20 protein-coding genes are annotated in these 24,771 nt (G+C 70.2%); 13 read left to right on the top strand and 7 right to left on the bottom strand.

The features are described 5' to 3' along the window. Positions 1 to 34: 34 nt before the first annotated feature. Entirely contained in the window at positions 35 to 505 is a 471-nt protein-coding gene (locus ACFHNC_RS08200) for an Lrp/AsnC family transcriptional regulator (RefSeq protein ID WP_437168737.1), read from the top strand. A 152-nt stretch (positions 506 to 657) separates the two neighbouring features. Here ACFHNC_RS08200 and ACFHNC_RS08195 read toward each other — a convergent pair whose 3' ends face one another. Continuing rightward, complete coding sequence (locus ACFHNC_RS08195) at positions 658 to 2,016, bottom strand: glycosyltransferase family 4 protein (protein ID WP_437168736.1); 1,359 nt, start codon at positions 2,014 to 2,016, stop codon at positions 658 to 660. A 206-nt stretch (positions 2,017 to 2,222) separates the two neighbouring features. On the opposite strand from ACFHNC_RS08195, the gene ACFHNC_RS08190 reads away from it, so the two are divergent. Next, positions 2,223 to 3,668: a mannose-1-phosphate guanylyltransferase/mannose-6-phosphate isomerase gene (locus tag ACFHNC_RS08190; RefSeq protein WP_437168735.1), complete on the top strand. Its 1,446-nt coding sequence runs from the start codon at positions 2,223 to 2,225 to the stop codon at positions 3,666 to 3,668. A gap of 41 nt (positions 3,669 to 3,709) precedes the next feature. After that, entirely contained in the window at positions 3,710 to 5,875 is a 2,166-nt protein-coding gene (locus ACFHNC_RS08185; RefSeq protein ID WP_437168734.1) for a glycosyltransferase, read from the top strand. Between the two features lie 13 nt (positions 5,876 to 5,888). On the opposite strand, the gene purD is transcribed toward ACFHNC_RS08185, so the two are convergent. Then, a complete protein-coding gene (purD, locus tag ACFHNC_RS08180) occupies positions 5,889 to 7,160 on the bottom strand; it encodes a phosphoribosylamine--glycine ligase (RefSeq protein ID WP_437168733.1) in 1,272 nt (423 codons plus the stop codon). A gap of 54 nt (positions 7,161 to 7,214) precedes the next feature. Between purD and xseA the strand changes: the two genes are divergently transcribed. From xseA to ACFHNC_RS08165, 3 genes are read left to right on the top strand one after another with little or no spacing between them, the layout of a single operon-like run. Then, on the top strand, positions 7,215 to 8,681 hold the full coding sequence (xseA, locus tag ACFHNC_RS08175) for an exodeoxyribonuclease VII large subunit (RefSeq protein ID WP_437168732.1): 1,467 nt from the start codon (positions 7,215 to 7,217) through the stop codon (positions 8,679 to 8,681). Beyond that, a complete protein-coding gene (locus ACFHNC_RS08170) occupies positions 8,678 to 9,499 on the top strand; it encodes a M23 family metallopeptidase (protein ID WP_437168731.1) in 822 nt (273 codons plus the stop codon). The genes xseA and ACFHNC_RS08170 overlap by 4 nt, the downstream gene beginning before the upstream one ends. Positions 9,500 to 9,501: 2 nt before the next feature. Next, a complete protein-coding gene (locus tag ACFHNC_RS08165; RefSeq protein ID WP_437168730.1) occupies positions 9,502 to 10,251 on the top strand; it encodes an SDR family NAD(P)-dependent oxidoreductase in 750 nt (249 codons plus the stop codon). A 244-nt stretch (positions 10,252 to 10,495) separates the two neighbouring features. Here the strand turns inward: ACFHNC_RS08165 and ACFHNC_RS08160 are convergent, their stop codons facing one another. The 3 genes from ACFHNC_RS08160 to ACFHNC_RS08150 all read right to left on the bottom strand — a co-directional run bounded on the left by ACFHNC_RS08160 (position 10,496) and on the right by ACFHNC_RS08150 (position 13,993). After that, entirely contained in the window at positions 10,496 to 12,136 is a 1,641-nt protein-coding gene (locus ACFHNC_RS08160) for an acyl-CoA synthetase (protein WP_437168729.1), read from the bottom strand. Between the two features lie 44 nt (positions 12,137 to 12,180). Next, positions 12,181 to 12,987: an enoyl-CoA hydratase gene (locus ACFHNC_RS08155; protein ID WP_437168936.1), complete on the bottom strand. Its 807-nt coding sequence runs from the start codon at positions 12,985 to 12,987 to the stop codon at positions 12,181 to 12,183. A gap of 379 nt (positions 12,988 to 13,366) precedes the next feature. Continuing rightward, positions 13,367 to 13,993 carry a Tat pathway signal protein gene (locus tag ACFHNC_RS08150; protein ID WP_437168935.1) on the bottom strand — a complete coding sequence of 209 codons (627 nt, stop codon included), beginning with the start codon at positions 13,991 to 13,993 and terminating at the stop codon, positions 13,367 to 13,369. Positions 13,994 to 14,215: 222 nt separating this feature from the next. Between ACFHNC_RS08150 and ACFHNC_RS08145 the strand changes: the two genes are divergently transcribed. Both ACFHNC_RS08145 and ACFHNC_RS08140 read left to right on the top strand, forming a co-directional pair. Further along, positions 14,216 to 15,931: a tetratricopeptide repeat protein gene (locus ACFHNC_RS08145; RefSeq protein WP_437168728.1), complete on the top strand. Its 1,716-nt coding sequence runs from the start codon at positions 14,216 to 14,218 to the stop codon at positions 15,929 to 15,931. Next, positions 15,928 to 16,773, top strand: coding sequence for a 4-(cytidine 5'-diphospho)-2-C-methyl-D-erythritol kinase (locus tag ACFHNC_RS08140; RefSeq protein ID WP_437168727.1), 846 nt, complete (start codon positions 15,928 to 15,930; stop codon positions 16,771 to 16,773). Before ACFHNC_RS08145 ends, ACFHNC_RS08140 begins: the two co-directional genes overlap by 4 nt. On the opposite strand, the gene ACFHNC_RS08135 is transcribed toward ACFHNC_RS08140, so the two are convergent. Together ACFHNC_RS08135 and ACFHNC_RS08130 are read right to left on the bottom strand one after the other, a co-directional pair. Further along, positions 16,763 to 17,932, bottom strand: coding sequence for a pyridoxal phosphate-dependent aminotransferase (locus ACFHNC_RS08135; RefSeq protein ID WP_437168934.1), 1,170 nt, complete (start codon positions 17,930 to 17,932; stop codon positions 16,763 to 16,765). The two genes, ACFHNC_RS08140 and ACFHNC_RS08135, sit on opposite strands and share 11 nt — an antisense overlap. 4 nt (positions 17,933 to 17,936) lie before the next feature. Then, positions 17,937 to 19,457, bottom strand: a complete 1,521-nt coding sequence (locus ACFHNC_RS08130) for a gamma-glutamyltransferase (protein ID WP_437168726.1) — start codon at positions 19,455 to 19,457, stop codon at positions 17,937 to 17,939. Between ACFHNC_RS08130 and ACFHNC_RS08125 the strand changes: the two genes are divergently transcribed. The 5 genes from ACFHNC_RS08125 to ACFHNC_RS08105 all read left to right on the top strand — a co-directional run. Continuing rightward, complete coding sequence (locus tag ACFHNC_RS08125) at positions 19,408 to 20,808, top strand: M48 family metalloprotease (protein WP_437168725.1); 1,401 nt, start codon at positions 19,408 to 19,410, stop codon at positions 20,806 to 20,808. The genes ACFHNC_RS08130 and ACFHNC_RS08125 overlap by 50 nt on opposite strands. Positions 20,809 to 20,816: 8 nt before the next feature. Further along, the gene (locus ACFHNC_RS08120) at positions 20,817 to 21,554 is read left to right on the top strand and encodes a DsbA family protein (protein WP_437168724.1); all 738 of its coding nucleotides are present in this window, start codon (positions 20,817 to 20,819) and stop codon (positions 21,552 to 21,554) included. Between the two features lie 95 nt (positions 21,555 to 21,649). Beyond that, a complete protein-coding gene (locus tag ACFHNC_RS08115; protein ID WP_437168723.1) occupies positions 21,650 to 22,591 on the top strand; it encodes a Bug family tripartite tricarboxylate transporter substrate binding protein in 942 nt (313 codons plus the stop codon). 63 nt (positions 22,592 to 22,654) lie between these two features. Then, positions 22,655 to 23,815, top strand: coding sequence for an acetylornithine deacetylase (gene argE / locus ACFHNC_RS08110; protein WP_437168722.1), 1,161 nt, complete (start codon positions 22,655 to 22,657; stop codon positions 23,813 to 23,815). Further along, the coding region (locus tag ACFHNC_RS08105; RefSeq protein ID WP_437168721.1) for a peptidase M14 at positions 23,812 to 24,771 on the top strand (960 nt) is incomplete at its 3' end. The genes argE and ACFHNC_RS08105, both read left to right, overlap by 4 nt.

Raw genomic sequence — 24,771 nt, 5'->3', positions numbered from 1 at the left:
TGCGCGGTCTAGACCTATGGAGGGGTCGATTTTGGTGAAATCCGCTATCAGCCTGGATGAACTCGATCGGCGCATCCTGCGCGCCCTGCAGCAGGACGGCCGCATTGCCGTCACGGCCTTGGCGGAGCAGGTGGGGCTGTCCGCCACCCCCTGCCTGCGGCGCATTCGACGGATGGAAGAGGCGGGCGTAATCGCCCGCTATGCCGCGGTCGTGGATCCGGCGCGGGTCGGTCTGCCGATCCAGGCTTTCGTTCAGGTAGCCCTGTCCTCACATGCCGAGGATGTCGCCGCCGCATTCCACCGGTCCATCGAAGCACGGCGCGAGGTGATCGCGGCCTACGCCATGAGCGGCGGGATGGATTACATGCTGCACGTCGTCGCCGCGGATTTCGAGGCCTACGCTGACTTCGCGCTGAAGGCGCTGCTGCGGATGCCGGGTGTGAAGGAAACCCGAAGCTCATTCGTGCTGATGGCGCTGAAGCCGCCGGGGGCGGTGCCGGTCTAAGATCGGACCGGGTCTCGACTGCCGATAGGTTTGGAAGCGAGGAGACCTCCTGCCTTGGCGCCTGCCAGACGGCCTGTTGGGCCTCGTATTCGGAAATACCAGCGTCAACCGTGCCGCCAGCGTCCGGGACAGGCCGGCGACCGTGGACTGCGCTATCGGGGCTCCAGGGTGACGCCGATGCGCGCATACATCTCGGCAAGTCGCCTTTCGTAATGCGCGCCGTCAAACAGCGCAGCCTGAGCTGGTCCCTTGGCGGCCAGCGCCAAGCGCAGAGCTTCGTCGCCGTCCAGTGCTTGGATCGCCTCCGCCATCGCACGCGTGTCGTAGGGGTCAACGGTGAGAGCAGCGTCGCCCACCACCTCGGGCAGGGAGGAGGTGTTGCTGGTCATCACCGGGGTGCCGAGCAGCATCGCTTCCAGAGCCGGCAGGCCGAAGCCCTCATAGAGTGACGGGAACAGCAAGGCGCGGGCGCCGCGCACCAGGCTGACCAGCAGGCGGAAGGGCGCATAGTCCAGCAGGATGACACGGTCGCGCAGCTTGCGGGTCAGCGCCTGAACACCGTCGAAGGGCCCGGGGTCGGCCATGATGCGCTGGTCGTCGTCATAGATCAGGCCAAGTTCCTGGCGCATCTGCCAGGCCTGCTTGCCGCAGATCACCAGCGGCTTGGTGCTGCCGGAGGCGAGGTAGGCCTCGATTAGCCGCCCGACATTCTTCTTCGGCTCGATTGCGCCGAAAAACAGCCAGTATTCCCCCCAATCCAGCCCGAAGGCGCCCTTCACCTCGGCGCGGGCCAGGTTCTCCGGCTTGCGTGCCAGGCGGTCGGGGATTTCGACCGACTGGTAGGTATTGGAGATTTTCTCCGCCGGCACGCCAAGCAGGTTGATGATGTCTCGCTTCGAGGCATCGCTGACCGTCACGATATGGTCGGCATGCATCGCGATGGCCCGACAGGTGCCGAGGTAGCGGCGCTTCACGTCCAGCGTTGCGTAGGGCATGCGCAGCGGCACCAGGTCGTGGATGGTGTAGATGTTCTTGGTGCCCTCCACTAGCAGCGGCAGCGGGTAGGTCCAGTGCATCACATCCTGCTGGTCCGGCAGCCGCACGCGGCCCATCCTGTTCTTCAGGCCGAAACTTTGCACGGCGGCGCGGAACAGCTCCGGCGCATTCCACAGCGTATCCGCATGCGGCAGCCGCGCCTCCAGTCCCCTACGGATGACGCTGTCCGTCAACGGGACGCGCTTCGCCTCCTCGCCATAGGACAGCTTCATAGCGTGGACTGCGTCGTCGATGGCGCGCTTCAGCCAGTGCGGCGGCCGCGGCCGGGCATCGTACAGCATGACCTCGCGCAGCAGCCCGTCCTCGCCGGTGGAGCCGCGCTGGCCATACAGAACGCCGACCTCCGCCCCCAGCGCGCCGAGCCGGTGGGACAGGTTTCGGGCGTAGGTGGCGACCCCCGTGCCCTGGTCCAGCGCCAGATTGTAGCCGTCGATCGCGATCCGTGGCTTCGGCACCGGTCACCCTTTCCTGTAGCCGCGCGGCGTCCTGCCGGGCCCGGGCGGGCCTGCGACGGTTAAGCGACCTACTGCGGCGGTCGTCAACCTTGGCGCGGCATGCCAGCGCCCCGGTGACACGCAATGACACGGAGACTCCGCATCGCCGCCTTTCTTTTTGCCGACCCCTGCGACATACCCGGCCCATGTCCGACAGTGAGCGAAACATGCCCGACAGCTCCGCGCCGCCTGGTCCGCAGGAAACAATTGTACCCGTCATTCTGTGCGGCGGGACGGGCAGCCGGCTTTGGCCGCTTTCCCGCGAGGGCTATCCGAAGCAGTTCTGGCCGCTGGTTTCCGCCGGGACCATGCTGCAGGAAACCGCCGAGCGAGCCCGCGGCCCTGGCTTTGCCCCGCCCGTGGTGGTGTGCGGGGAGGCGCATCGCTTCCTGGTAGCCGAGCAGCTGCGCGAGGCCGGGATCGAGGGGTCGCGCATCATCCTGGAGCCGGAGGCGCGCAACAGCGCCGCCGCCATCGCCGCTGCCGCCGTCCTGATCGGCGAGGAAAGCCCCGGCGTCACCCTGTGGATCATGGCGGCCGATGCCGCAGTGCAGGATGTGCCGGCGCTGCGCCAGGCGCTGGACTCTGCCGCCGCCGCCGCCGCCACCGGCCGCATCGCCACGTTTGGCATCCGGCCGACGGTCCCGGAGACCGGCTATGGCTATATCGAGGCGGGTGCCCCGCTTCCGGGTGTGGACGGCGCGCTGGAGATCGCCCGCTTCGTCGAGAAGCCGGATGCCGCAACCGCTGCGCGGTTTCTGGCCGGTGGCAAGCATCTTTGGAACAGCGGCATGTTCGTCGCAACCGCCGCCACGCTGTTGGCGGAGCTCGACGCCCATGCGCCGGATGTGCTGCGGGCGGCCCGCGGCGCGGTGGCAGATGGCACCCGGGACCTGGGCTTTGTGCGGCTTGGCGCCGGCTTCGCGCAGGCACCATCTGTATCGATCGACACCGCGGTGATGGAGCGCACGGCGCTCGCCGCCGTGGTGCCCTGCGATCCGGGCTGGTCCGATGTCGGCAACTGGTCCTCGCTGTGGGATATTGCGGCCAAGGACGCCGAGGGTAATGCAACCATGGGTCCAGTCGCCCTGCTGGGCGCACGGCGCTGCTTCGTGCGCTCGGAAGGCATTCTCAGCGCCGTCGTCGGGCTCGACGATGTGGTGCTGGTGGTGACGGATGATGCGGTGCTGGCCTGCCACCGCGACCGCGCCCAGGACGTGAAGAAGATTGTCGAGCAACTGAAGGCAGCCGGGCGCAAGGAGGCGACCGAACACCGTCGCGTCTATCGCCCCTGGGGTGCCTATGAGGGCGTCGCGATCGGCACCCGCTTCCAGGTTAAGAAGATCAGCGTGCGGCCGGGCCGCAAGCTGTCCCTGCAGAAGCACTACCATCGCGCCGAGCATTGGGTGGTGGTCGCCGGCACCGCCATGGTGGAGCGGGACGGGGAGCGGATTCTGCTGCGGGAGAATGAGAGCGTCTACCTGCCGCTGGGCTGCGTTCACCGGCTGGAGAATCCGGGGATGATCCCTCTGACGCTGATCGAGGTGCAGTCCGGCTCCTATCTCGGTGAGGATGACATCGTGCGGCTGGAAGACAATTACGGCCGGGCCTGATGTGATGTAGACCGGGCGGCCACGAGGTGGGGTCATCCGGCATGGACGGGGTGCGGCGGAGCGAGGGTGCGGGCGTGCTGGGGGAGGCGGATCGCCGACGCGATGCGCGCGACTGGAGCGGCGCCGCTGAAAGCTACGCCGCCTGGCTTGCGCAGCACCCTGATGATTGGGGCATCTGGGTCCAGCACGGTCACTGCTTGAAGGAGCAGGGCGACCCGCTCGCGGCCGTCGCCTCCTACCGCCAAGCGGAACGTGGCATGTCGGAGGATGCCGACCTGCAGATCCAGATCGGACACGCCCTGAAGCGCGCCGGCGACCGCGCTGCGGCGCGCGCCGCCTATGCCCGCGCACTGGACCTGACGCCCGACAGCGATCTGGCCTGGCGCGAGGTGGCGACGCTGCTGGCCGAGGGCGGGCTGGCGGAAGCGGCGGCGGAAGAAGGCGCGGGGCTGACCCTGCTCGGCGACCTTTCCGTGGTGTTCGACCTGTCCGACCTGGTGTCCTGGTTCGGCGGCAACCGCGCGCCCTCCGGCATCCAGCGCGTGCAGATGGAGATCGTGGGCCCCGCGCTGCGACCCGGCAGCGCGGCGGCGACCGTTCTGCTGGTGGTCTTCGATGCGGCGGCCGGAACCTGGCGCGCCCTGCCGCGTGAGATATTCCTGCGGCTGGCGACCCTGGCGCGGGCCGGCGCCGACCTGCTGGACGCTCCCTGGCGGGAAGCGGTGGGCCTGGCGCGGGAGGCGGTGGCGACGGCGCCTGAATTCGTCTTCCCCCAGGGCGCCTGGCTGGTGAATCTCGGCTCATCCTGGTGGCTGCGGGACTACAATCTGGCGCTGCGCGCGGCCAAGGCGCGGCATGGGCTGCGCTACGCCGCCCTGGTGCATGATTGCGGCCCGCTGGTGGTGCCGGAACACAATGCCCCGGCGATGGTCGCGGAATTCGCCCGCTGGTTCGCCGGCCTCGGCGCCCATGCCGACTTGCTGCTATCCGTTTCGGAGGCGACGCGGAAGGATATCGAGGCGCTGCGCGCGAGGCTGCTGCCGGGCCTGCCGGCGCCGCCAGTTTCCGTGCTGCGGCTGGATGCGCAGCCGGTGCGGGTGCCGCCGGCGGCGCGCCCGCATCCCGGCGCCGCGGCGCTGGCCGGGCGACCCTATGTGCTGTTCGTCGGCACGCTCGAATCGCGCAAGAACCATTTGTTCGTGCTGAATGCCTGGCTGGCGCTGATCCGCAAGCACGGCGCCGCGGCGCTGCCGCTGCTGGTGCTGGTGGGGCGGCCTGGCTACCTCTCCGATTCTGCCATAGCCCTCCTGCGCAATGCGCCGGCGCTTCGGGATGGGGTGCGGCTGCTGGCGGATGTCCCGGATTCGGCGCTCGCCGGGCTCTATGAGGACGCGCTGTTCACCCTGTACAATTCCTTCCATGAGGGCTGGGGCCTGCCGGTGACGGAGGCGCTGTCCCACGGCAAGGCGGTGCTGGCGCCCGACCACAGCGGGTTGCTGGAGGCAGGCCTCGGCCTCGCCCAGCATTTCCGCCACCAGAGCGAGCCGGATTTCCTCGACGCCATCGAACGCCTCGCCTTCGACCCGGCCTATCGACAGGCGCAGGAGGCCAAGGTGCGGGCCGGGCTTAAGCTGCGCGCCTGGGACCAGGTGACGGAGGATCTGCTGGCCCGTCTGGCCTCGGTACCCCCCGCCGAGGCAGCGCCCCCGCTTGATGCTTCCTTCGGCGCGGTCCATCGCCTGGCCGAGATCGCAGCCCCGCTGCCCAGCCCGGAGATGGCCTTGGCCGATCTGCTGCGCGCCGGGGAGGGCTGGCACGCCGCGGAGGATTGGGGCTGCTGGACACGCCCGGGCCGCGCTCTGCTGCGCCTGCCGCTGCCCGAAGTCGCCCAAGGCACGCTACGCCTGCACCTGATGTTGCGCGCGCCCGCGCGGGCGCAGCGGGTGACGCTGGCGACCATTGGGGCGGAGCCGCTGGTGCTGGAACTTGCCGCCGAGGCCCGCGCCGTGGCGGCGCTGGAGGTACCGGTGGGCGCGCGCTTGATGGAACTCGTCATCGAGGCCGATGCGGCGCCGGAGACCGCTGAAGCGGGTGCGCGCGAGGTAGGCGTGGGCGTGGTGTCCGTGATGGCCTGCGCGGCGGAGGATCTCGCCGCGCGACTGGCCTATCTGGAGCGCCAGCGCTTCATCTGGCCGGAGCCGGTCTGACCCAGGCGGGCGTTCAGCCGAGGGCGCGCCAGCCGATATCCCGCCGCGCGAAACCCTCCGGCCAGTCGATCGCCTCCACCGCCGCATAGGCGGCATCGCGCGCCGCTTCCAGGCTAGCGCCCTTCGCTTGCACCGCCAGCACACGTCCGCCGGCGGCACGAATCGTGCCGTCCGCGTCGCGTGTGGTGCCCGCATGAAAGACCAGCACGCCTGGGTGGTCGGCGGCCGTCTCCAGCCCCCGTATGGCCGTGCCGCGGCGCGGCGTGCCGGGGTAGCCCTCGGCGGCCAGGATCACCACCAGGCTGTGCGCCGAGTTCCAGTCCAGCGTCACGCCCTCCAGGCTGCCGGTGGCCGCCGCGTGCAGCACTGGCAGCAGGTCGGATCGCAGCAGGGGCAGCAGCGTCTCGCATTCCGGGTCGCCGAAGCGGACGTTGTATTCGATGAGCTTGGGGCCGCTGGCCGTCAGCATCAGCCCGGCGAACAGCACGCCGCGGAAGGGCGTGCTGCGGCGAGCCATCTCGGCCAAGGTGGGGCGGATGAAGCGGGCCATCACCTCGTCGCGCAGCGCGTCCGTGAAGGCCGGCGCGGGGCAGTACGCGCCCATGCCGCCGGTATTCGGACCAGTATCGCCGTCACCGACCCGCTTGTGGTCCTGCGCCGCGCCGAAGGCCAGCGCCTCAGTCCCGTCGCAGATCGCGAAGAAGGAGACTTCCTCGCCGTCCAGGAATTCCTCGATCACCACGGCGGCGCCGGCGCTGCCATGGATGCGGTCCTCCATGATGGTGGCGATGGCCGACTCGGCCTCCGCCAGCGTCATCGCCACCACCACGCCCTTGCCGGCAGCCAGGCCATCCGCCTTCACCACAATGGGTGCGCCCTGCTGCGCCAGATAGGCTCGCGCAGCGGCGGCATCCTCGAACCGCGCCCAGGCGGCGGTCGGCACGCCGGCGGCATCGGCCACCTGCTTGCAGAAGGCCTTGCTACCCTCGAGCCGCGCGGCGGCGGCAGAGGGGCCGAAGCAGGGGATGCCGGCGGCGGCGCAGGCATCGGCCAAGCCAAGCGTCAGCGGCGCCTCCGGCCCGGCCACCACCAGGTCCACGGCATGGGCCTCGGCGAAGGCGGTGAGCGCAGCGATATCCTCCGCCCCGATCGCCACGCACTCGGCCACCGCGGCGATGCCCGGATTGCCAGGGGCGCACCACAGCTTCGCCAGCTTCGGCGATTTGGCGATCGCCCAGCACAGCGCATGTTCCCGGCCGCCGCCACCCACCACCAGCACCCGCATCACGATATCCCCGACCCGCTTCGCGCAGGGCGCCTCCTAGCATAGGGTCCGCGCATGGACACGACGCTCACCCCCACCACCAGCAACCTTCCCGAATACGCGGTTTCCGAGATAGCCGGTGCCGTCCGCCGCACGCTGGAAGGCGCCTTCGCCCGCGTCCGCGTGCGCGGCGAAGTGTGTGAGGCGAAGCGCTACCCCTCCGGCCACTGGTACCTGTCGCTGAAGGATGAGAATGCGAAGCTCGAATCGGTGATCTGGAAGACCACCGTGCCGCGGCTGGCGATCCAGCCCGAGAATGGCGTGGAGGTCATCGCCACCGGCCGCATCACCACCTATGCGGACCGGTCCAAATACCAGCTTGTCATCGACCGCCTGGAATTCGCGGGCGAGGGTGCACTGCTCGCCCGCATCGAGATGCTGCGGAAGAAGCTGCTGGCCGAGGGTCTGTTCGAGGAGGACCGGAAACGTCCGCTGCCGCGGCTGCCGGTGGTGATCGGCGTGGTTAGCAGCGAGGCCGGCGCGGTGATCCAGGATATCCGCACGACCATCGCGCGTCGCTTCCCGCGCCACGTGATCCTGTGGCCGGTGCCGGTGCAGGGCCAGGGGGCTGCGGAACGCATTGCCGCCGCCATTGCCGGCTTCAACGCGCTGCCCGCGGGCGGGGCCATTTCGCGCCCGGACGTCATCATCGTGGCGCGCGGCGGCGGCAGCCTGGAGGACCTCATGGCCTTCAACGAGGAGGTGGTGGTGCGCGCCGCCGCTGCCTCTGCGATTCCGCTGATCTCGGCCGTGGGGCATGAAACGGATACCACGCTGATCGATTTTGCATCCGCCCGCCGTGCGCCGACGCCCACCGCGGCGGCGGAGATGGCCGTGCCGGCGCGGGCCGATCTGTTGGCTGACCTGTCACAGCGGGAGGCACGGCTGCGCGGCGCCATGGTGCGGCAGTTGCGGGCGGCGGAGACGGTGCTGCTGCGGCTGGAACGCCGCTTGCCGGATGTGCCCGCTCGCGTGACAGACCTGCGCCGCAGGCTGGACGAGGCGGAGGAATGCTTGGCCCCCGCCCTCGTCGCCTTCGTCTGGCGGCGGCATGAGGCGCTGGCACGGCTGCCGATGCCGAACCCCCGCGCCGGCATCGCCGCCCGTCGCGCGACACTCGCCTTGCTGGAGGGCCGCAATGGCGCGGCTTTCGCGCGGCTGGCGCAGCGCGCCCAGGGCGCGCGTGCGCTGCAGGCCTTCTCTGTCGCGCCGCTTTCCGCGCTGATGCGGGAAAAGGCGGCGAAGCTGGCCGGGCTTTCGGCGCGGCTGGAGGCCGGGTCCTACCAATCCGTGCTGTCGCGCGGCTTCTCATTGGTCCGCGACGCGCAGGGCCAGGCACTGACCCGCGCTGCGCAGGTGGCGCCCGGGGCGAAACTTTCGATCGCCTTCGCCGATGGGGATGTTTTTGCCACCGCAGACGGCGAGGCGCCGAAGCGCAGCCGAACCCCCAAGGCGCCGCCGGCGCAGGAGAGCCTGCTTTGATCGCTCGTCGTCTGATGCTCGCCGCCCCTGCTTTGCTGCTGGCCTGCGCCCGCCCCGTCGCGGCGCAATCGATCACCTGGAACGGCGTGGTCGCCCAGGGCGGGCTGCTGCGCGGCCAGGCGCCGCCCGGCACGCGGATGGAGCTGGATGGCAAGCCGGTCCGCGTGGCGCCGGGCGGGCAATTCGCCATGGGCTTCGGCCGCGACCATGATGATAGCGCCAGCCTCGCCATCACCCACCCGGATGGACGACGGGAGGAACGGCGCCTGCCGGTAGCGAAGCGGGACTGGGACATCCAACGCATCACTGGCCTGCCCGGCGGTATGGTCAGCCCGGATGCGGCGGCGCTTCGCCGCATCACTCGCGAGCGCGCGCAGCTTGCCGCGGCGCGGGCGCTGGACAGTGCCGGCACGGGCTTCATGGCTGATATGGCCTGGCCGGCGCGCGGCCGCATCAGCGGCATCTTCGGCAGCCAGCGCATCCTGAATGACCAGCCGCGCCAGCCGCATTACGGGCTGGACGTCGCCGCGCCAACCGGCACGCCCATCACCGCGGCGCTGCCGGGGCGGGTGACGCTGTCCGGCGATTTCTTCTTCTTCGGCCAGATCCTGGTGGTGGATCATGGGCAGGGCGTGAACACGCTGTATGCGCATCTGTCGGAGCGCATCGCCCGTGACGGCCAGGTGGTGGAGCAGGGGGAGCGCATCGCGCTGATGGGCGCGACCGGCCGCGTCACCGGCCCGCATCTGCATTTCTCGCTGTCCTGGTACCAGCTTTTCCTCGACCCGCAGCCGCTGCTGCCACCGCAACGGGGATGACGATGATGGGCTTCGCGCGCTACCCGTCTCTGGTGGGGAAGGTGGTTCTGGTGACCGGCGGGGCGTCGGGCATCGGAGCGGAGGTCGTGGCGGATTTCGCCCGCCAGGACTCGCGCGTGGCCTTCCTGGATTTCGATGAGGCCGGCGGCCAGCGCGTGGCGCGGGAGACAGGGGCGCTGTTCCTACGCTGCGACCTGCGCGACATCGCCGCCCTGCGCGCCGCCATCGCCGAGGTCGCGGCACAGCTGGGCGCGGTGCAGGTGTTGGTGAACAACGCCGCCCGCGACGACCGCCACGGCATGGAGGATGTCGAGCCCGATTACTGGGACGAGCGCATGGCCACCAACCTGCGCCATATGTTCTTCTGCGCCCAGGCCGTGGCGCCGGCGATGCGCGAGGCCGGCGCCGGGTCCATCATCAACATGGGCAGCGTGAGCTGGATGAACGCGCAGGGCGGTATGCCCGCCTATACAACCGCGAAATCCGCCGTGCGCGGCCTGACCCGCGGCCTTGCGCGCGACCTCGGCGTGGATGGCATCCGGGTGAATGAGGTGGTGCCCGGCTGGGTCTTCACCGAGCGGCAGGAGGCGCTGTGGGCGACGCCGGACGCGGTGGCGCGGACCATGGAGAAACAATGCCTGAAGCGAAAGGTGATGCCCCCCGACCTGGCGCGCATGGTGCTGTGGCTCGCCGCCGATGACAGCGCGGTGGTCACCGCGCAGAGCTTCGTGGTGGATGGCGGCGGGGTCTGACTCCGCCGCGTCCCGCCCAAAGAAAAACCCCGGCGGATCGCTCCGCCGGGGCCTTTGCATGGATCCTGTGGCGTTACCGCCTGGGACTAGTGACTCGCCGCCGCGCTGGCGGTGGCGATGATCCAGGCCGCGGAACGGTCGCCCGCATTGATACCATGAGACACTGGATCACCTCCTTTCGGTTGTTGATGGATGAGCAGGATGATGGGGAAGCCCTGCCGGATGTGCAAGCAAAGTTTCGCGGTCAGACAGTACCCTCTCGCGCCTGGGCCCGTAGCACGTGCTTCTGGATCTTCCCGGTGCTGGTCTTCGGAAGTTCGGCAAAAATCACATGGCGCGGCACCTTGAAACTGGCGAGCCGGCCCTTGCACCAGGCCACCAGTTCCTCCGCCGTCGCTGTCGCGCCCGGCTTCAGTTCGATGAAGGCGCATGGGGTCTCGCCCCATTTCTCATCGGGCCTTGCCACCACGGCGGCGACCGCGACGGCGGGATGCTTGTACAGCGCATCCTCGACCTCGATTGAGGAGATGTTCTCGCCGCCTGAGATGATGATGTCCTTGGAGCGGTCCTTGAGCTGGATGTAGCCATCGGGGAAGGTCACGGCGAGGTCGCCGGTGTGGAACCAGCCGCCGGCGAAGGCCTTCTCGGTCGCCGCAGCGTCCTTCAGGTAGCCTTTCATCACGACGTTGCCGCGCATCATCACCTCGCCCATGGAGGCCCCATCGGCCGGGATCGGCGCCATGCTGTCGGGGTCCATCACCATGAGGCCTTCAAGCGCGATGTAGCGCACGCCCTGACGCGCCATCAGCGCCGCCTGTTCCGGCGCGGGCTTTGCATCCCAGGCGTGGTTCCATTCATTCACCACGGAGGGGCCGTAGCATTCAGTCAGGCCATAGACATGGCAGACCGCGAAGCCGGATTCCTTCATCGCGCCCAGCACGGCCTCCGGCGGTGGTGCACCGGCGGTGACGAACTGCACCTGATGCGGCAGGGGTTTCTTCTCGGCCTCGGCGGTGGCCAGCAGCGTCGCCATGACGATCGGCGCGCCGCACATATGGGTCACGCCCTCACTGGCCATCAGCGCCCACATCGCATTGCCGCGCACGGCGCGCAGGCAGACATGGGTGCCGGCCTGCGCGGTGATCGACCAGGGGAAGCACCATCCATTGCAGTGGAACATCGGCAGCGTCCAGAGATAGACCGGATGCTTGCCAATGCCGGCGGACAGCATGTTGCCGATCGCGAGCAGTTGGGCGCCGCGGTGATGGTAGACCACGCCTTTCGGGCGCCCCGTCGTGCCGGATGTATAGTTCAGGGAGATTGCGTCCCACTCATCGGCTGGCAGCGCCCAGGCGTAGTCGGGGCTGCCCTCGGCGACCAGCGCCTCGTAATCCAGCGCGCCGTCCAACCGGTTGGCGCGCGCGGCCTCGCTCGCCTCTGGATCATCCACCTCCACGAGCAGCGGCCGCACCTTGCACTGGGTCAGCGCCATGCGGGCAAGGGGCGCAAATTCGCGATCCACCACCAGGACCTTCGCTTCACCGTGGTCGAGGCAGTAGGCGATGGTCCCGGCATCCAGCCGCGTGTTCAGCGTGTTCAGCACGGCGCCCGACATCGGCACGCCGTAGTGACATTCCAGCATCTCGGGGATGTTGGGCAGCAGCACCGCCACCGTATCCCCGCGCACCACGCCGCGCTTCACCAGTGCATCGGCGAGCGCGACGCAGCGCGCGCGCAGTTCGCGGTAGTTGCGGCGTACCGCGCCATGAACCACGGCGGTGTGCTCGGGGAAGGTGATGGCCGCGCGTCCCAGGAACAGCAGCGGTGTCAGCGGCTGGTGGTTGGCGGGTGTGCGGGGCAGGGCATCGTAGTCGGTCGCAGCCATTCCTGGAATCCTTGTGGCCTTCTGGGTGGGCCTACTCGGTGGTCTCAGCGGTCTTGCCAGACGGGGCTGCGCTTGGCGAGGAAGGCGCCAATACCTTCCGCCGCGTCGGCCGCCAGCAGATTGTCGGTCATCACCGCCGCGCAATGGGCGTAGGCCTGATCGAGCGGCAGGCTACGCTGGCGGTGGAAGGCAGCCTTGCCGAGCCGCACGGTATGCGCCGACCGTGCGGCGATCTGCGCCGCCATCGCCATCGTCGCCTCCGTCAGTTCTGCCGCCGGCACCACGCGATTGATCAGGCCAATCCGCTGCGCCTCCGCTGCCGGCACCATGGCGCCGGTCAGCAGCATCTCCAGCGCCGGCTTGGCCGCCACTGCGCGAGACAGGGCTACGGCCGGGGTCGAGCAGAACAGACCGATATCGACGCCGGGCGTACAGAACCTGGCGGACTCGCTGGCCAGCGCCAGATCACAGCTCGCCACAAGCTGGCAGCCGGCGGCGGTGGCGATCCCCTGCACCTCTGCGATCACCGGCTGGGGCAGGGCGACGATCGCCTGCATCACCGCAGCGCAGCGCTGCATGGCGGCGGCGTAGAAGCCGCGGCCTTCATCTTCGTCATTGCGATGCGCGGTGATCTCCCGCAGATCATGGCCGGCGCAGAACACAGGACCGGCGGCGGCGAGCACCACGACGCGCACGGCTGGGTCCTGTGCGATTTCCTCCAGCGCATGCAGCAGCGCGCCGAGCATGGCGAAGGACAGGCTGTTCCGGCTGTCTGGCCGGTTGAGGGTCAGCCGCGTGACGCCGGATTCGCTGTCCTGCCGAAGCAGCAGGGGGGTGGTGCCATCCGGCATGGTCAAGGTTCCTTCCTGGCCGATCCGGCGCGTAGCCTGCGCCGGGGGCGGGCCGCCGCGCAACTACCGGGCGTGGGAGGGCTGCGCATCGTAATGGCCGCCGCGGGCCGGCGCTTGGGTCCGGGGCTCGGGGTCCGATGCTTTCTCAATCATCCGTTGCGCGGCCCCCAGCTGCGGGCGCGCAACCAGATGATCGACCCGTCGGCAACATCAGGTGGAGCCACCAGTGCCGAAGCGGGTCGGGCGCCGCGGGCGCGCCCTGCAAGAGCTGCCTTCGGCTGCCGCCTGGCCCCGCCCGTCGGACCGTCAGGAGGATAGGAGGCTGCCGACACCGCCTCGGAAGGTCCGCCCTACTCGTGACTTCGCCCCGCCTGGTCCCTCACCGCCAGACGAAGCTGTTCAGGTTGCAGGTTTGCTGCCGCCGCCGTTCGAAGGACCGGCCATCCATGTAGACTAGCCGCATATCCACAGCGCAGGTCACGCCGGCAGGCAGGGATACGGGGATGCGCTGGCCCGGCCGCATCACCTGCGTGCCCAGCCGGTCCTGCCCCCAGCCGCCATCGGTGGCCAATGAGACATAAAGCTCCCTGATAGTGGTGTTCGTGCCGTTCACGAAATTGAAGGACGGATTCATGACAGCGGGCCGAGATGGCGCAACCTGTGCGCCAGCTCCCGCCCCAGCGCCGCGGCCGCCGAAGACGATCTGGCTGACTCGGCATGCATTCACCTGCATGCGCGTGGATTCCCCGCCGCCCTGGAACGTCACGCGCAAATCCAGCACGCAGTCGCCAAAGGAGGGAACCACCCAGACCCGTTCCCCATACGGAAGCACCGAGGTGCCGAGGATGTCCGGGCCCCAGTTGGAAACGCGCGAGGACGAGACATAGGCACGCTCGATGGTCTGCCCGGTCTCATTGACCAGCCAAAACCGATTCTGTGCCTGCGCTGAGCCGGCGGCCACGAGGCCGGCGAGCAACGCGAACAGGGCAAGGACGTGGCGATGCATCAATATACTCCCGTTTCTCGGTCGAGGAACGAAACGTAACCGCGGCGAGGCGCAGGTCGGATGAACAAACGTCCATTTCATGTCGCCGTGTTTCGCGCTCCACGCCGGTTTGCCCGGGGCTGTGGCATGGGGGCCACGCTGGCGGCGGGGGACCGCCCCGCTGCTGCGATGCATCAATGCCGTTCTGGCGAAGCGCCGCGCAGGGCTGCTAGGGTAACCGGCATGATATGGTCCGTCCCGCCCCGTCGCGCCCTTCTGCTCGTGGCCGCGCTGCTGTCCGGCTGTGCCGCCGCCGGCACGCCCAGCCCCGCCACCACTGCGGCGGCGGAAGCCGCAGAACCCGAAGGCGTCTTCGGCAACTACCTTTCTGGCCGCTTCGCGCAGTCGGAAACCGACACGCGCGTGGCCGCCGATCGGCTGCTGGCGGCCCTGCGGCGAGACCCGAACCAGGGCGAATTGCTGAGCCGTGCCTTTGCCGCCGCCCTGCTCGACGGAAGGCCGGAGGCGCTGCGCCTTGCCCGCCGTCTTCCGCAGAACCAAGCCGCCGCGCTGCTACTTGTCGGTTCCGAGTCGCTGGCTGGGCGATGGGACCGGGCGGAGCAGCGGATCCGCGCGCTGCCGCGGCAGGGCCCGGCGCAGTTGCTCCAACCGCTGCTGCTCGCCTGGGTGCAGCAGGGCCGCGGCCAGACCGATGCCGCGCTGGCCACGCTGCGCCCGCTGGCTGAGACCGGCCGTCTACGGGGCATCCATTCGCTGCACATGGCGCTGATCGCCGACCTTGCCGGCCGGCCGCGGGAGGCGGAGCGTGCGATCCGCGTGGCGCTGGCGGAAACGCCCGATCCCTCGCTCCGCCTGTTGCAGGTGGCCGCCGCCATCTTCGCCCGCAGCGGGCGGGAGGGGGAGGCGATGGCGCTGGTCGATGGGCTGGGCCGGGCGCTGGGTGATTATGCGCTCGCGGCCAGCAGTCCGGCGCAGCGCCGCGCCCTGCTTGAGACCCGACCTGTTTCCTCCGCCGTGGAAGGCATTTCCGAATCCTACCTGACGCTCGCGGTGGCGCTGCGCCAGCAGGGGGGCGGCGATGCGGCGCTGATCCTGGCCCGGCTGTCGCTAAGGCTGCGCCCGGATTTCTCGCCGACCCTTCTGCTGATCGCGGAGAACTACGCCGAGGAGCGCCACCCGGACACTGCGCTTCAGGTCTTGGAGGCGGTGCCGGGCGCCGATCCTCTCGCCCCCGTCACCGCATTGCGCCGCGCCACGCTGTTCGACCGCATGGATCGGGTGGAGGAGGCGGAGGCCGCGCTGCGTGGCCTGGCGGCAGACCTGCCGGAGCAGCCACAACCCCTGGTTCGGCTCGGCGATATGTTGCGGGTACGCAGCCGGTTCCCGGATGCGGTGCAGGCTTATGACGCCGCACTCGCACGCATCCCGACGCCCGGGGCGACGGACTGGCCGCTATACTATGCCCGCGGCATAGCCCATGAGCGCTCCGGCAACTGGCCGCGGGCAGAGGCGGATTTCAAGCGGGCGCTAGAGCTGGCTCCAGAGCAGCCCTACGTCCTGAACTATCTTGCTTATACCTGGGTGGAGCAGGGCCGGGATCTGCCGGAGGCGCGCCGCATGCTGGAACGCGCGGTGGCGCTGCGGCCCAATGACGGAAATATCGTCGATAGCCTCGGCTGGGCGCTGTTCCGCATGGGCGACATTCCCGGCGCCATCGCCGCCCTGGAACGCGCGGTCGAGCTGGAGCCGCGAAACTCCGTCATCAACGACCATCTGGGTGATGCCTACTGGGCCGCTGGCCGGCGTCAGGAAGCCCGTTTTCAATGGCGCCGCGCGATGGGACTGGAGCCGGAGGCGGCGGAGTTGGAGAAGATCACCGTCAAATTGCGCGACGGCCTGCCCGATCCGCCGGCCACGACGGCACAGAGCCGCGATTGAGCGCGCAGGATCCGGGCTTCGCCCCGGCGAAGGTGAACCTGTATCTGCGCGTCACCGGCCGTCGTTCGGATGGCTTTCACCTGTTGGACAGCCTCGCGGTATTTGCGGGCGCGGGCGACCACGTTTCCGCCATGGCGTCCGATCGGCTGACCCTGGCGCTGGATGGGCCGGAGGCGGGGGCGCTGACGGCGGAACCGCATAATCTGGTGCTCCGCGCCGCGCACGCCCTGGCGGCCGTTGCTGGATGCCCGCCCCATGCCGCGCTGCGGCTGGAGAAGCATTTGCCGGTGGCCTCCGGCATCGGTGGTGGCTCGGCGGATGCCGCGGCAGGGCTGCGTGTGCTGGCCGGGTTGTGGGGCGTTCAGGCGGATCTGGACGCCATCGCGGCAACGCTGGGTGCCGATGTCCCGGTCTGCGTCGCTGGCCGCCCGGCGCGGATGCGCGGGGTAGGGGGGCTGTTGTCCCCGGTCCCGCCGCTGCCGCCCTGTGGCCTGCTGCTCGCCAATCCGCGCCTGCCCCTGGCCACGCCCGCCGTCTTCGGTGCCCGCCGAGCCGGCTTTTCCGCCCCCGCCACCTTCCCGGAATGCTGGGCGAATGCCGCCGAGCTGGCCGCGTGGCTGCGCCCGCTGGGCAATGACCTGCAGGACGCCGCGATCGGCCTGTGCCCTCAGGTGGCTGAGGTGCTGGCCGCCCTGGCAGCGCAGCCCGGCTGCCTGGTGGCGCGGATGAGCGGGTCGGGCGCAACCTGCTTCGCACTGTTTCCCTCGCCCACTCACGCCGCCACGGCCGCTTCGGCGCTGCCGGCTGGTTGGTGGCGTTGGGGTGGGCCGCTTAGCGCCTGAGCCAGGCCTTCAGCCGCGCCGGCGCCTGCACCACCTCCGCCTCCGCCCCGCAATAGCTAAAGCGCAGGAAGCGGTGGCCGCGCTCGCGGTCGAAATCGACGCCGGCGGAGGCGGCGATGTCCGCGCCCTCCAGCATGCGGGCGCAGAAATCTAGGCTGTCATTGCTGAGATGCCCGATGTCGCACCACAGGTAGAAGGCGCCGTCGGCGGCGGCGATGCGGTCGAAGCCCGCCTGTGGCAGGCCCAGCAGCAGCGCGGCGCGGGCGCGGCGGTAGCCGTCCTTGTTGGCCTCCAGCTCGGCGGTGCAGTCGAAGGCGGCTTCAGCGGCGACCTGCGCGATGTGCGGGGCGCTGATGAACAGGTTCTGCGCCAGCCGCTCCACCGGCCTGCACAGATCCTCCGGCAGCAGCAGCCACCCGATCCGCCAGCCAGTCATGCAGAAATACTTCGAGAAACTGTTCACCACGATGGCGCTGTCGCTGAAGGCCGCGGCGGTGCTCTCTGCCACGCTGCCCCAGGACAAGCCGTGATAGATCTCATCCGAGACCAGGCGCACGCCCCTGTCATGACACCAGCGGGCAATCGCGGAAAAGTCGTCGGGGGCGAGCATGGTGCCGGCCGGGTTGCACGGACTGGCAACGATCAGCCCGGCGGGCAGCGGGTCCAGTCTCTCCAGCATCGCCAGCGTTGGCTGGAAACGGGTCGAGGCGTCACAGGGCAGCAGCTGCGGCACCATGCCGAGCGCGGTCAGGATATTGGCGTAGGGCGGGTAGAAGGGCGCCGCCATGGCGATTCGGTCGCCCGCGTCGAAGGCCGCCAGGAAGGCCAGCGGGAAGGCGCCGGAGGCCCCCACCGTCACCGCGATGCGCGACGCCGCCACCGCTACGCCGTAGTGGTCCAGGTAGTGCCGCGCGATGCGGGCGCGCAGGGAAGCGAGGCCGAAGGCCTCCGTGTACCCCATCGGCCGGCGCGATTGCAGCGCGCGGATGGCGGCTTCCTCCGCCCCGCGGGGCGCGCCGTTGCCGGGCTGGCCGACCTCCATGCGCAGCACGCCGGGGGCGCCGGCAGGCAGGCTTGCGGCACGCGCATTGGCCGCCGCGATCACATCCATCACCAGGAAGGGCGGCGCTTCCGCCCCCCTTCCGACCTTCAGCGCCACGCCCTCAGCGGTCCACGGCACCCGCGGCGAGGCCGGCGCCGCGCGGATCCGTCACCGCCTGGCAGGCGTTTGCGTCGCCAGGCAGATAGCGCGGGCAGGACAGCAACTGGGTGCGGCCCGGCTGCGGCGCCGAACCCGCGGCCTGCGCCGGCGCCACCCCGCCCATGACCTGGGACAGCGGCAGCGCCACGGCCATCGGCGCCGCCTGCTGGCCGCTGCCGGCAGCGGCGGCGCGGAAGGCGCGCAGATTGGGGCTGTGCACCAGCCCGGCCGAGAGCAATGGCGGCTGAACCTCGCCGATGCCAGGCGCCGCGGCCAGCAGCACGCCGGTGCCCGGCGCGACGCGGCCGGTGCCGAACAGGTTGTTCATGGTGAAGGCGCAGGTCACCGCCATGCCGTCACGGTCGACCACGACGAGCCCAGTCGAGGCCGGCAGCAGGCCCAACCCGCCGCCCGGCAAATCGGCTGAGGCCAGTAGCGTCATGGGCTCCCCGCCACGCGCCCGCCAGGCCGCAGCGACAGCCTCGCCTCGCGCGGCTGCGCCGGGCGCGGCGGTGCCGGCCTGCAGCGCGGCGAAGGCGGCCGCAGCGGCCAGGCCGCCATCGGCCGGCGGCGGCAGGAAGGACACCACATCATTCCCAAGCCGCGCCTGCAGCGGCGGCACCACCCGGGGTACCGCTTCCCGCATTTCAGGCACCGTCAGCATGCCGCCAGCGGCGCGGGAGGTTTCCTCCATCCGCCGCGCCAGCGCGCCCTGGTGCAGATCACCCACGCCGGCGGTCCGTAGCGTGGCGAGTGTGCTGCCAAGGTCGACCTGCGTCATCCGTGCACCGGCGGCCAGCGGCTGGCCGCCCGGGGCCGCGAAAGCTGCGGCGGCGCCCGGATCGGCAAACAGCGGCCCGGCGACGGCGGCGAGGTCGGCGGCAAAGGCGCGGCTGACCTCGGTGCCGAATCGCGCTGCCTGTTCCGCCGGGACGATCAATTCCTCGAAAGGCCGGCGGCCGGCGCGGGCATGCAGGGCGAACAGGCCGCGCGCCATCAATGGCAGGGCAGCCGGCCGGTCGGCGCCTGGCGGTACCGAGGCGCGCGGGCCGGGCGGAAAGACGATGGCCTCCACCTCGTTCCTACTCGGCACGTACAGCAGGCAGGCGCCGCCGCCGCCAAGTCCGGCACGTGAGGGAAGGGTGACGGAGAGTGCGAAGCCCGCCGCCACCGCCGCGTCCGCCGCAGACCCACCAGCCGAGAGCACGTCGCGCGCGATCAGCGCAGCACGTGGTTCCTCCGCGGCAACGCCGCCGAGGAAGCCGCGCACGAAGCCTTCCTGCCCGGCCTGCAAGCCGCTGGTTGTGCTGTCCGTGGCGCCACAGGCCGCTAGCAACGGCAGCAGGGCCAGCGCGGCGAACCGGCGGCCCTGGCGGGGCGTGTTACAAGCCTCGGGGTGGGCCGAGGGCGTCGATCGCGCTAGGCTGGTCGCCATGTCGCGCCCCCTGGCCTTTTCGATCGCCGGCACCAAGCTGGTGGTCATCCTGGTCGTCCTCGCCCTTCTCGTCGCGCTGGTCGCCCCCGGATCGGCCGCGGCGCAGCAGGCCTCGCAGCGGATCGTGACCATCCGGGATGCGGAGACCGAAAATCTGGTCCGCCGCCTGTCCCACCCGCTGTTCCGCACGGCAGGCGTTGATCCCGGACTGGTTCGGATCACGCTGATCCAGAACCGCGCCATAAACGCCTTCGTCAGCACCGGCAACCGGCTGTTCATCCACACCGGACTTATCCAGCAGGCGGGGTCGGTGAAGGAACTGATCGGCGTGCTCGCGCATGAGACTGGCCACATCGCCGGCGGGCACCTGGCGCGGATGCCGGATGAGATGCGCGCGGCCATGCTGCGCTCCGTCGCTGCCATGCTGCTGGGCGGCGCGGCAGCTGCGGCGACCGGGCAATCCGGCGCGTTGGCGGCCGGAATGCTGGGTGGCCAAGCCAGCGCAATGGGGGAGTTCTACGCCTTCACTCGCGCCCAGGAACAATCGGCTGACCAGGCGGCGGTGACCTATCTGGACAGGCTCGGCTGGTCCTCCCGCGGCATGGAGTCGCTGCTGGAAAAGCTGCTGGAGCAGGAACTGCTGGCCGTCGGACGTCAGGACCCGTATTTCCGCACCCACCCGCTATCCCGTGACCGGCTGGAGTTTGCCCGCGAGCACATCGCCCGGTCTCGCCATGCGAATGCGCCGGTGCCGCCGGGCTTCGAGGAGGGCTTCGCCATGGTGCGGGCGAAGCTGGATGGCTTCATCGACCCGCCGGCGATGACCTGGCGCCGTTACCCACCGAGCGACACCTCCGGCCCCGCCCGCTATGCCCGTGCCATCGCGCAATTCCGCTCCGGCCGCATTCCGGAAGCTGTTGCGATGATCGATGCCTTGATCGCGGAGGCGCCGCGCAGCCCCTGGCTACATGAACTCAAGGGCCAGATCCTGTTCGAGGGCCACCGGCCCGCGGAGGCGCTGGTCCCCTATGCCCAGGCCAGCCGCCTGGCGCCGGATGAGCCGATGATCCGGCTGAGCCATGCCCGAGTGTTGATCGAGCTCGGCCAGCCCGCCCAGCTGCACCGGGCGGTGGCTGAACTGGAATCGACGCTGCGCACAGAACGTGACAGCCCTTTCGTCTGGCGCCAGATGGCGGTGGCGCAGGGCAGGCTGGGCAATATGCCGCAGGCCGACCTGGCGCTGGCCGAGGAAGCACTGCTGCTGGGCGACCCGCGCAGCGCCCGGACGCTCGCCACCCGGGCCGCGACCGCGCTGCCGACCGGTCCGCAGCGGCTGCGGGCGCAGGATCTTCGCAATGCCGCCGCGCCCGAGAACCAACCGCCGCAACGCGGCCGATGAGGATTCACATGCGTCAGATGATCCGGGCCGCCGCCCTGCTGCTGGCCTTGGCCCTGCCCATAACCGGCTGGACCCAAGGCTTCACCCCCGCTCAGCGTGCTGAGATTGTCGAAATCCTCCGCCAGGCGCTGCGCGATGACCCAACCATCCTGCGCGACGCCATAGGCGGGCTGGAGGCGGCCGAGCGGGCCGCGCGTGCGACCGCGCAGCGGGAGGCGATCGGTGCGCAGGAGGCGGCGCTGTTCCGCGATGCGGCGGACCCGGTGAAGGGCAACCCGCAGGGCGACGTGACGCTGGTCGAGTTCTTTGATGCGCGCTGCGGCTACTGCAAGCAGCTGCACCCCACCATGGAGGCGTTGATCCGCCGCGACCCCAATCTGCGCGTGGTGATGAAGGACCTGCCGATCCTCGGCCCGAACAGCGTGCTGGCCTCTCGCGCCTTGCTCGCGGCGCAGCGCCAGGGTGGCTACAGCCGGCTGTATGATGCGCTGATGGTGCTACGGAGCGAGCCGACGGAGCCGGTGCTGCGCCAGCAGGCGGAACGCGCGGGGCTGGATTGGGCTAGGCTGCGCCGGGACATGGACGATCCGGCGGTGGCCGCGCGCATTCAGGCCAATCTCAACCTGGCCCAGTCGCTTGGCATCGAGGGCACGCCGGCCCTGGTGATCGGCCGCACCCTGGTGCCTGGCGCGGTGGATCTGCCAACACTTGAGCGGTTGGTGGCGGAGGCGCGCGCGGCGCGCTGACACCTCCCCGGAACCCCGCCGCCGCTCGGCGGCCTTGACCGCCTCGACCCTGCGCGCAAGCGTCCCCTGACAAGAAAACCGTTGGGGGAAATACGATGAAGACGCAAATTGCGTTCGCCTTCGGGCTGCTGCTGGCCGCCGGCACCGCCTGGGCGCAGGACGGCTACCCATCCCGCGCCCTGCAGATGGTCGTGCCCTATCCGCCCGGCGGCAATACGGACCTCATGGCCCGCGCATTACAGCCTGAGCTCAGCCGGGCGCTGGGACAGGCGGTGGTCATCGTCAACCGCGGCGGCGCGGCGGGCACCATCGGCGATGCGCAAATCGCCCGCGCGGCGGCTGATGGCTACACCATCGGCATGTCGCCGAACAATCCGCTGACGGCGCAGCCGCATCTGCAATCCTTGTCCTATTCCATGGACAGCTTTCGCTTCCTCTGTCTGGTCTATGACAACCCGCAAGTGCTGGTGGCCGGCCGCGGCGCGCCGTTCCAGGATTTCGCGGGCATGATCGCTCATGCGCGGTCGGGGAAGGAGGCGCTGGTCTATGGCTCCCCCGGCCAGGGCAGCACACAGCACATCCTGATGGCCGCGCTGCTGAAGTCGGCGGGGGTGGATGGGTTGCATGTGCCCTTCACAGGCGCCGGGCCGATGGCGACCGCGGCGCTCGGCGGGCAGATCCAGGTCTTCGTCGAAAGCCCCTCCATCCCCACCAATGCCGGCCTGCCCATCCTGGGGGTCTTCGGGTTGGAACGGATGCCTGCCCTGCCGCAGGTGCCGACAGTGGCGGAACTTGGCCACCCGATCGAGGGCAGCTCCGCCGGAGGGCTGATCGGCCCCGTCGGCATGCCCGACGCCGCCGCGGCGGCACTGGGGCGAGCCTGCGCCACCGCAGTGGCCAGCACCAGCTTCCGGGAGGCGGCGGAACGGATGAACGCGGTGCCGCGCTACCTGCCCGGCACAGCCTTTCAGGAGCGCTTCGCCGCTGAGAGCGCGATGAACCGGACGGTGCTGCGCGACCTTGGCCTCGCGCAATAGGACGACATCGAATTGCGCCCATTCCCGGGCCGTATAGAGTGACGGCAAGGGAGATACTCGCGGATGGGGGCGGAGTCCGATTCGGTCGGGATTCTGGCGCGGCTGGTGGCGTTCGATACGACCAGCGCGCGCAGCAATCTGGATCTTGTCCAGTTCGTGCAGGATGAACTCGCCCGGCATGGCGTGGCATCCCGGCGCGTTCTGGATGCCACCGGCCAGAAGGCGGCGCTGCATGCCATGATCGGCCCGGCGGTGGCCGGCGGGGTGGCGCTTTCGGCACATGGCGACTGCGTGCCGGTGGAAGGCCAGGCCTGGGCAGCGGACCCCTTCGCCCTGCGCGAGGCCAATGGCCGGCTGACTGGGCGCGGCACCGTGGATATGAAGGGCTTCTGGGCCTGCGTCATGGCGGCGGTGCCTGCCTTCACCGCGCGCCCATTGGCGCGGCCGATCCATCTCTGCCTATCCTTCGATGAGGAGACCACCTTCGCCGGCGCGCCATTGCTGGTGAACAGCCTGGCCCGGCACGGCCCCCTGCCGGCGCTATGCCTCGTGGGTGAGCCGAGCCTCATGGCACCCGTGGTGGCGCATAAGGGCTATGCGTCCTGGGAGGTCGAGGTTACCGGCCGCACCGGCCATTCGAGCCAGGCGCACCGCACCGCCAACGCGCTGGAGGCGGCGGCGGAGGCGGTGGCGTTCCTTAAGGCCCAAGCACGCCGCTTCGCGGCGGAAGGCCATCGGGCGGAGGGGTTTGAGCCGCCCTATACCACCGTCCACACCGGCACCTTCCGCGCCGGCAGCATCCTCAACATCGTGCCGGACTTGGCCGAATTCGTCTTCGAGGTGCGCTCCGTGCCCGGCGACCAGGCGGCGGCGGTGCGTGACGCGCTGGACGATTACGCCCGCGACGTGCTGCTGCCGGACCTGCAGGCGCGCGCGCCGGAGGCTAAATTCCGCATCCGCCCACGCTGCCTGGCCCCGCCGCTCAACCTCGACCCGGCGCATCCGCTGGTCGGCCTGGCGCGGGATTGCGGGGCGGTCGGGCCGGTGGGGCGAATGCCCTTCGCGACAGAGGCCGGGGTGTTCCAAAATGCCGGAATCGCCACCCTGGTCTGCGGCCCCGGTGACGTGGCGCAGGCCCACCAGCCGGAGGAATGGATCGCGCGATCCGAAATCGCGACTTGCTGCGCCTTCCTCGAAAGGCTTCGCGACAGGATGGCAGCGTGAGGCCATCCTCCAGCGTCCTGGCCGGCTTGCCGCCACTGACCGTGCATCTGCCGCGGCCGGAGATCGGCCCCTGGCGGGCCGGCAATGCCGGGCTGCCCGGGGTCTGGCGCTTCAAGGCGGTGGAGGCCGGGCCGCATCTCGTTGTCTCCGCTGCGGTGCATGGCAATGAGATTGCCGGTGCGCTGCTGCTGGCACGCTGGCTGCGGGACGGGCTGCGGCCGCGTCGCGGTACGTTGACGCTGGTCTTCGGCAATCTGGCGGCGCTGGAACGCTTCGACCCGGCCGATCCCACCGCTAGCCGATTCGTTGATGAGGATCTGAACCGCATCTGGGCGCCGGCCCTGCTCGGCGGTGGGCGGCGATCCGTGGAACTGGACCGGGCCCGGGCGCTGCTGCCGGTGATGGCGCAGGCGGATGTGCTACTGGATTTGCATTCCATGCTCTGGCCATCGGACCCGCTGTTCCTGGCCGGGCCGGGGGCGGCGGCGCGGGCGCTGGGCCAGGCACTGGGCACGCCGCCGCTTGTGGTGGCGGATGATGGGCACGCGTCTGGGCGGCGGCTGATCGACCATGTCCGCTTCCAGGACGGTGCCACCGCCCTGCTGCTCGAAGCCGGCCCGCATTGGCAGGCGGAGACGCTGGCGCAGATGGAGCAGAGCGCCGCCAGGCTGCTGCGCCATCTGGGCATGGCGACGCCCGATGCGCCGCTGCCGCCGGATGCCGCGCCCTCGGCCGGACGCCTGGCGCGGGTCACGCGCACCGTGACAGCCAGCACCAGTGGCTTCACCTTCCTGCGCGATTTCCGCGGCGGGGAGGTGGTACCGCGCCGCAACACGCTGATCGCGCTCGATGGGGAGGCGGAGGTCCGCACCCCGCATGACGACTGTCTGCTGGTGATGCCGAGCCCGCACGCGATGCGCGGCCATACGGCGGTGCGGCTGGCACGCTTCGAGGGC

Origin of the sequence: Falsiroseomonas sp. E2-1-a4 (assembly GCF_051433165.1) — a bacterium.
Taxonomy (GTDB): domain Bacteria; phylum Pseudomonadota; class Alphaproteobacteria; order Acetobacterales; family Acetobacteraceae; genus Falsiroseomonas.
This window is presented reverse-complemented; position numbering and strand designations above follow the sequence as displayed.

Coding starts and splice junctions, on each gene's coding strand:
- ACFHNC_RS08190 (WP_437168735.1), top strand. CDS start 2,223: ATGCCCGACAGCTCCGCGCCGCCTGGTCCGCAGGAAACAATTGTACCC.
- ACFHNC_RS08185 (WP_437168734.1), top strand. CDS start 3,710: ATGGACGGGGTGCGGCGGAGCGAGGGTGCGGGCGTGCTGGGGGAGGCG.
- purD (WP_437168733.1), bottom strand. CDS start 7,160: ATGCGGGTGCTGGTGGTGGGTGGCGGCGGCCGGGAACATGCGCTGTGC.
- xseA (WP_437168732.1), top strand. CDS start 7,215: ATGGACACGACGCTCACCCCCACCACCAGCAACCTTCCCGAATACGCG.
- ACFHNC_RS08165 (WP_437168730.1), top strand. CDS start 9,502: ATGATGGGCTTCGCGCGCTACCCGTCTCTGGTGGGGAAGGTGGTTCTG.
- ACFHNC_RS08160 (WP_437168729.1), bottom strand. CDS start 12,136: ATGGCTGCGACCGACTACGATGCCCTGCCCCGCACACCCGCCAACCAC.
- ACFHNC_RS08155 (WP_437168936.1), bottom strand. CDS start 12,987: ATGCCGGATGGCACCACCCCCCTGCTGCTTCGGCAGGACAGCGAATCC.
- ACFHNC_RS08150 (WP_437168935.1), bottom strand. CDS start 13,993: ATGCATCGCCACGTCCTTGCCCTGTTCGCGTTGCTCGCCGGCCTCGTG.
- ACFHNC_RS08145 (WP_437168728.1), top strand. CDS start 14,216: ATGATATGGTCCGTCCCGCCCCGTCGCGCCCTTCTGCTCGTGGCCGCG.
- ACFHNC_RS08125 (WP_437168725.1), top strand. CDS start 19,408: ATGTCGCGCCCCCTGGCCTTTTCGATCGCCGGCACCAAGCTGGTGGTC.
- ACFHNC_RS08130 (WP_437168726.1), bottom strand. CDS start 19,457: ATGACCACCAGCTTGGTGCCGGCGATCGAAAAGGCCAGGGGGCGCGAC.
- ACFHNC_RS08120 (WP_437168724.1), top strand. CDS start 20,817: ATGCGTCAGATGATCCGGGCCGCCGCCCTGCTGCTGGCCTTGGCCCTG.
- ACFHNC_RS08115 (WP_437168723.1), top strand. CDS start 21,650: ATGAAGACGCAAATTGCGTTCGCCTTCGGGCTGCTGCTGGCCGCCGGC.
- argE (WP_437168722.1), top strand. CDS start 22,655: ATGGGGGCGGAGTCCGATTCGGTCGGGATTCTGGCGCGGCTGGTGGCG.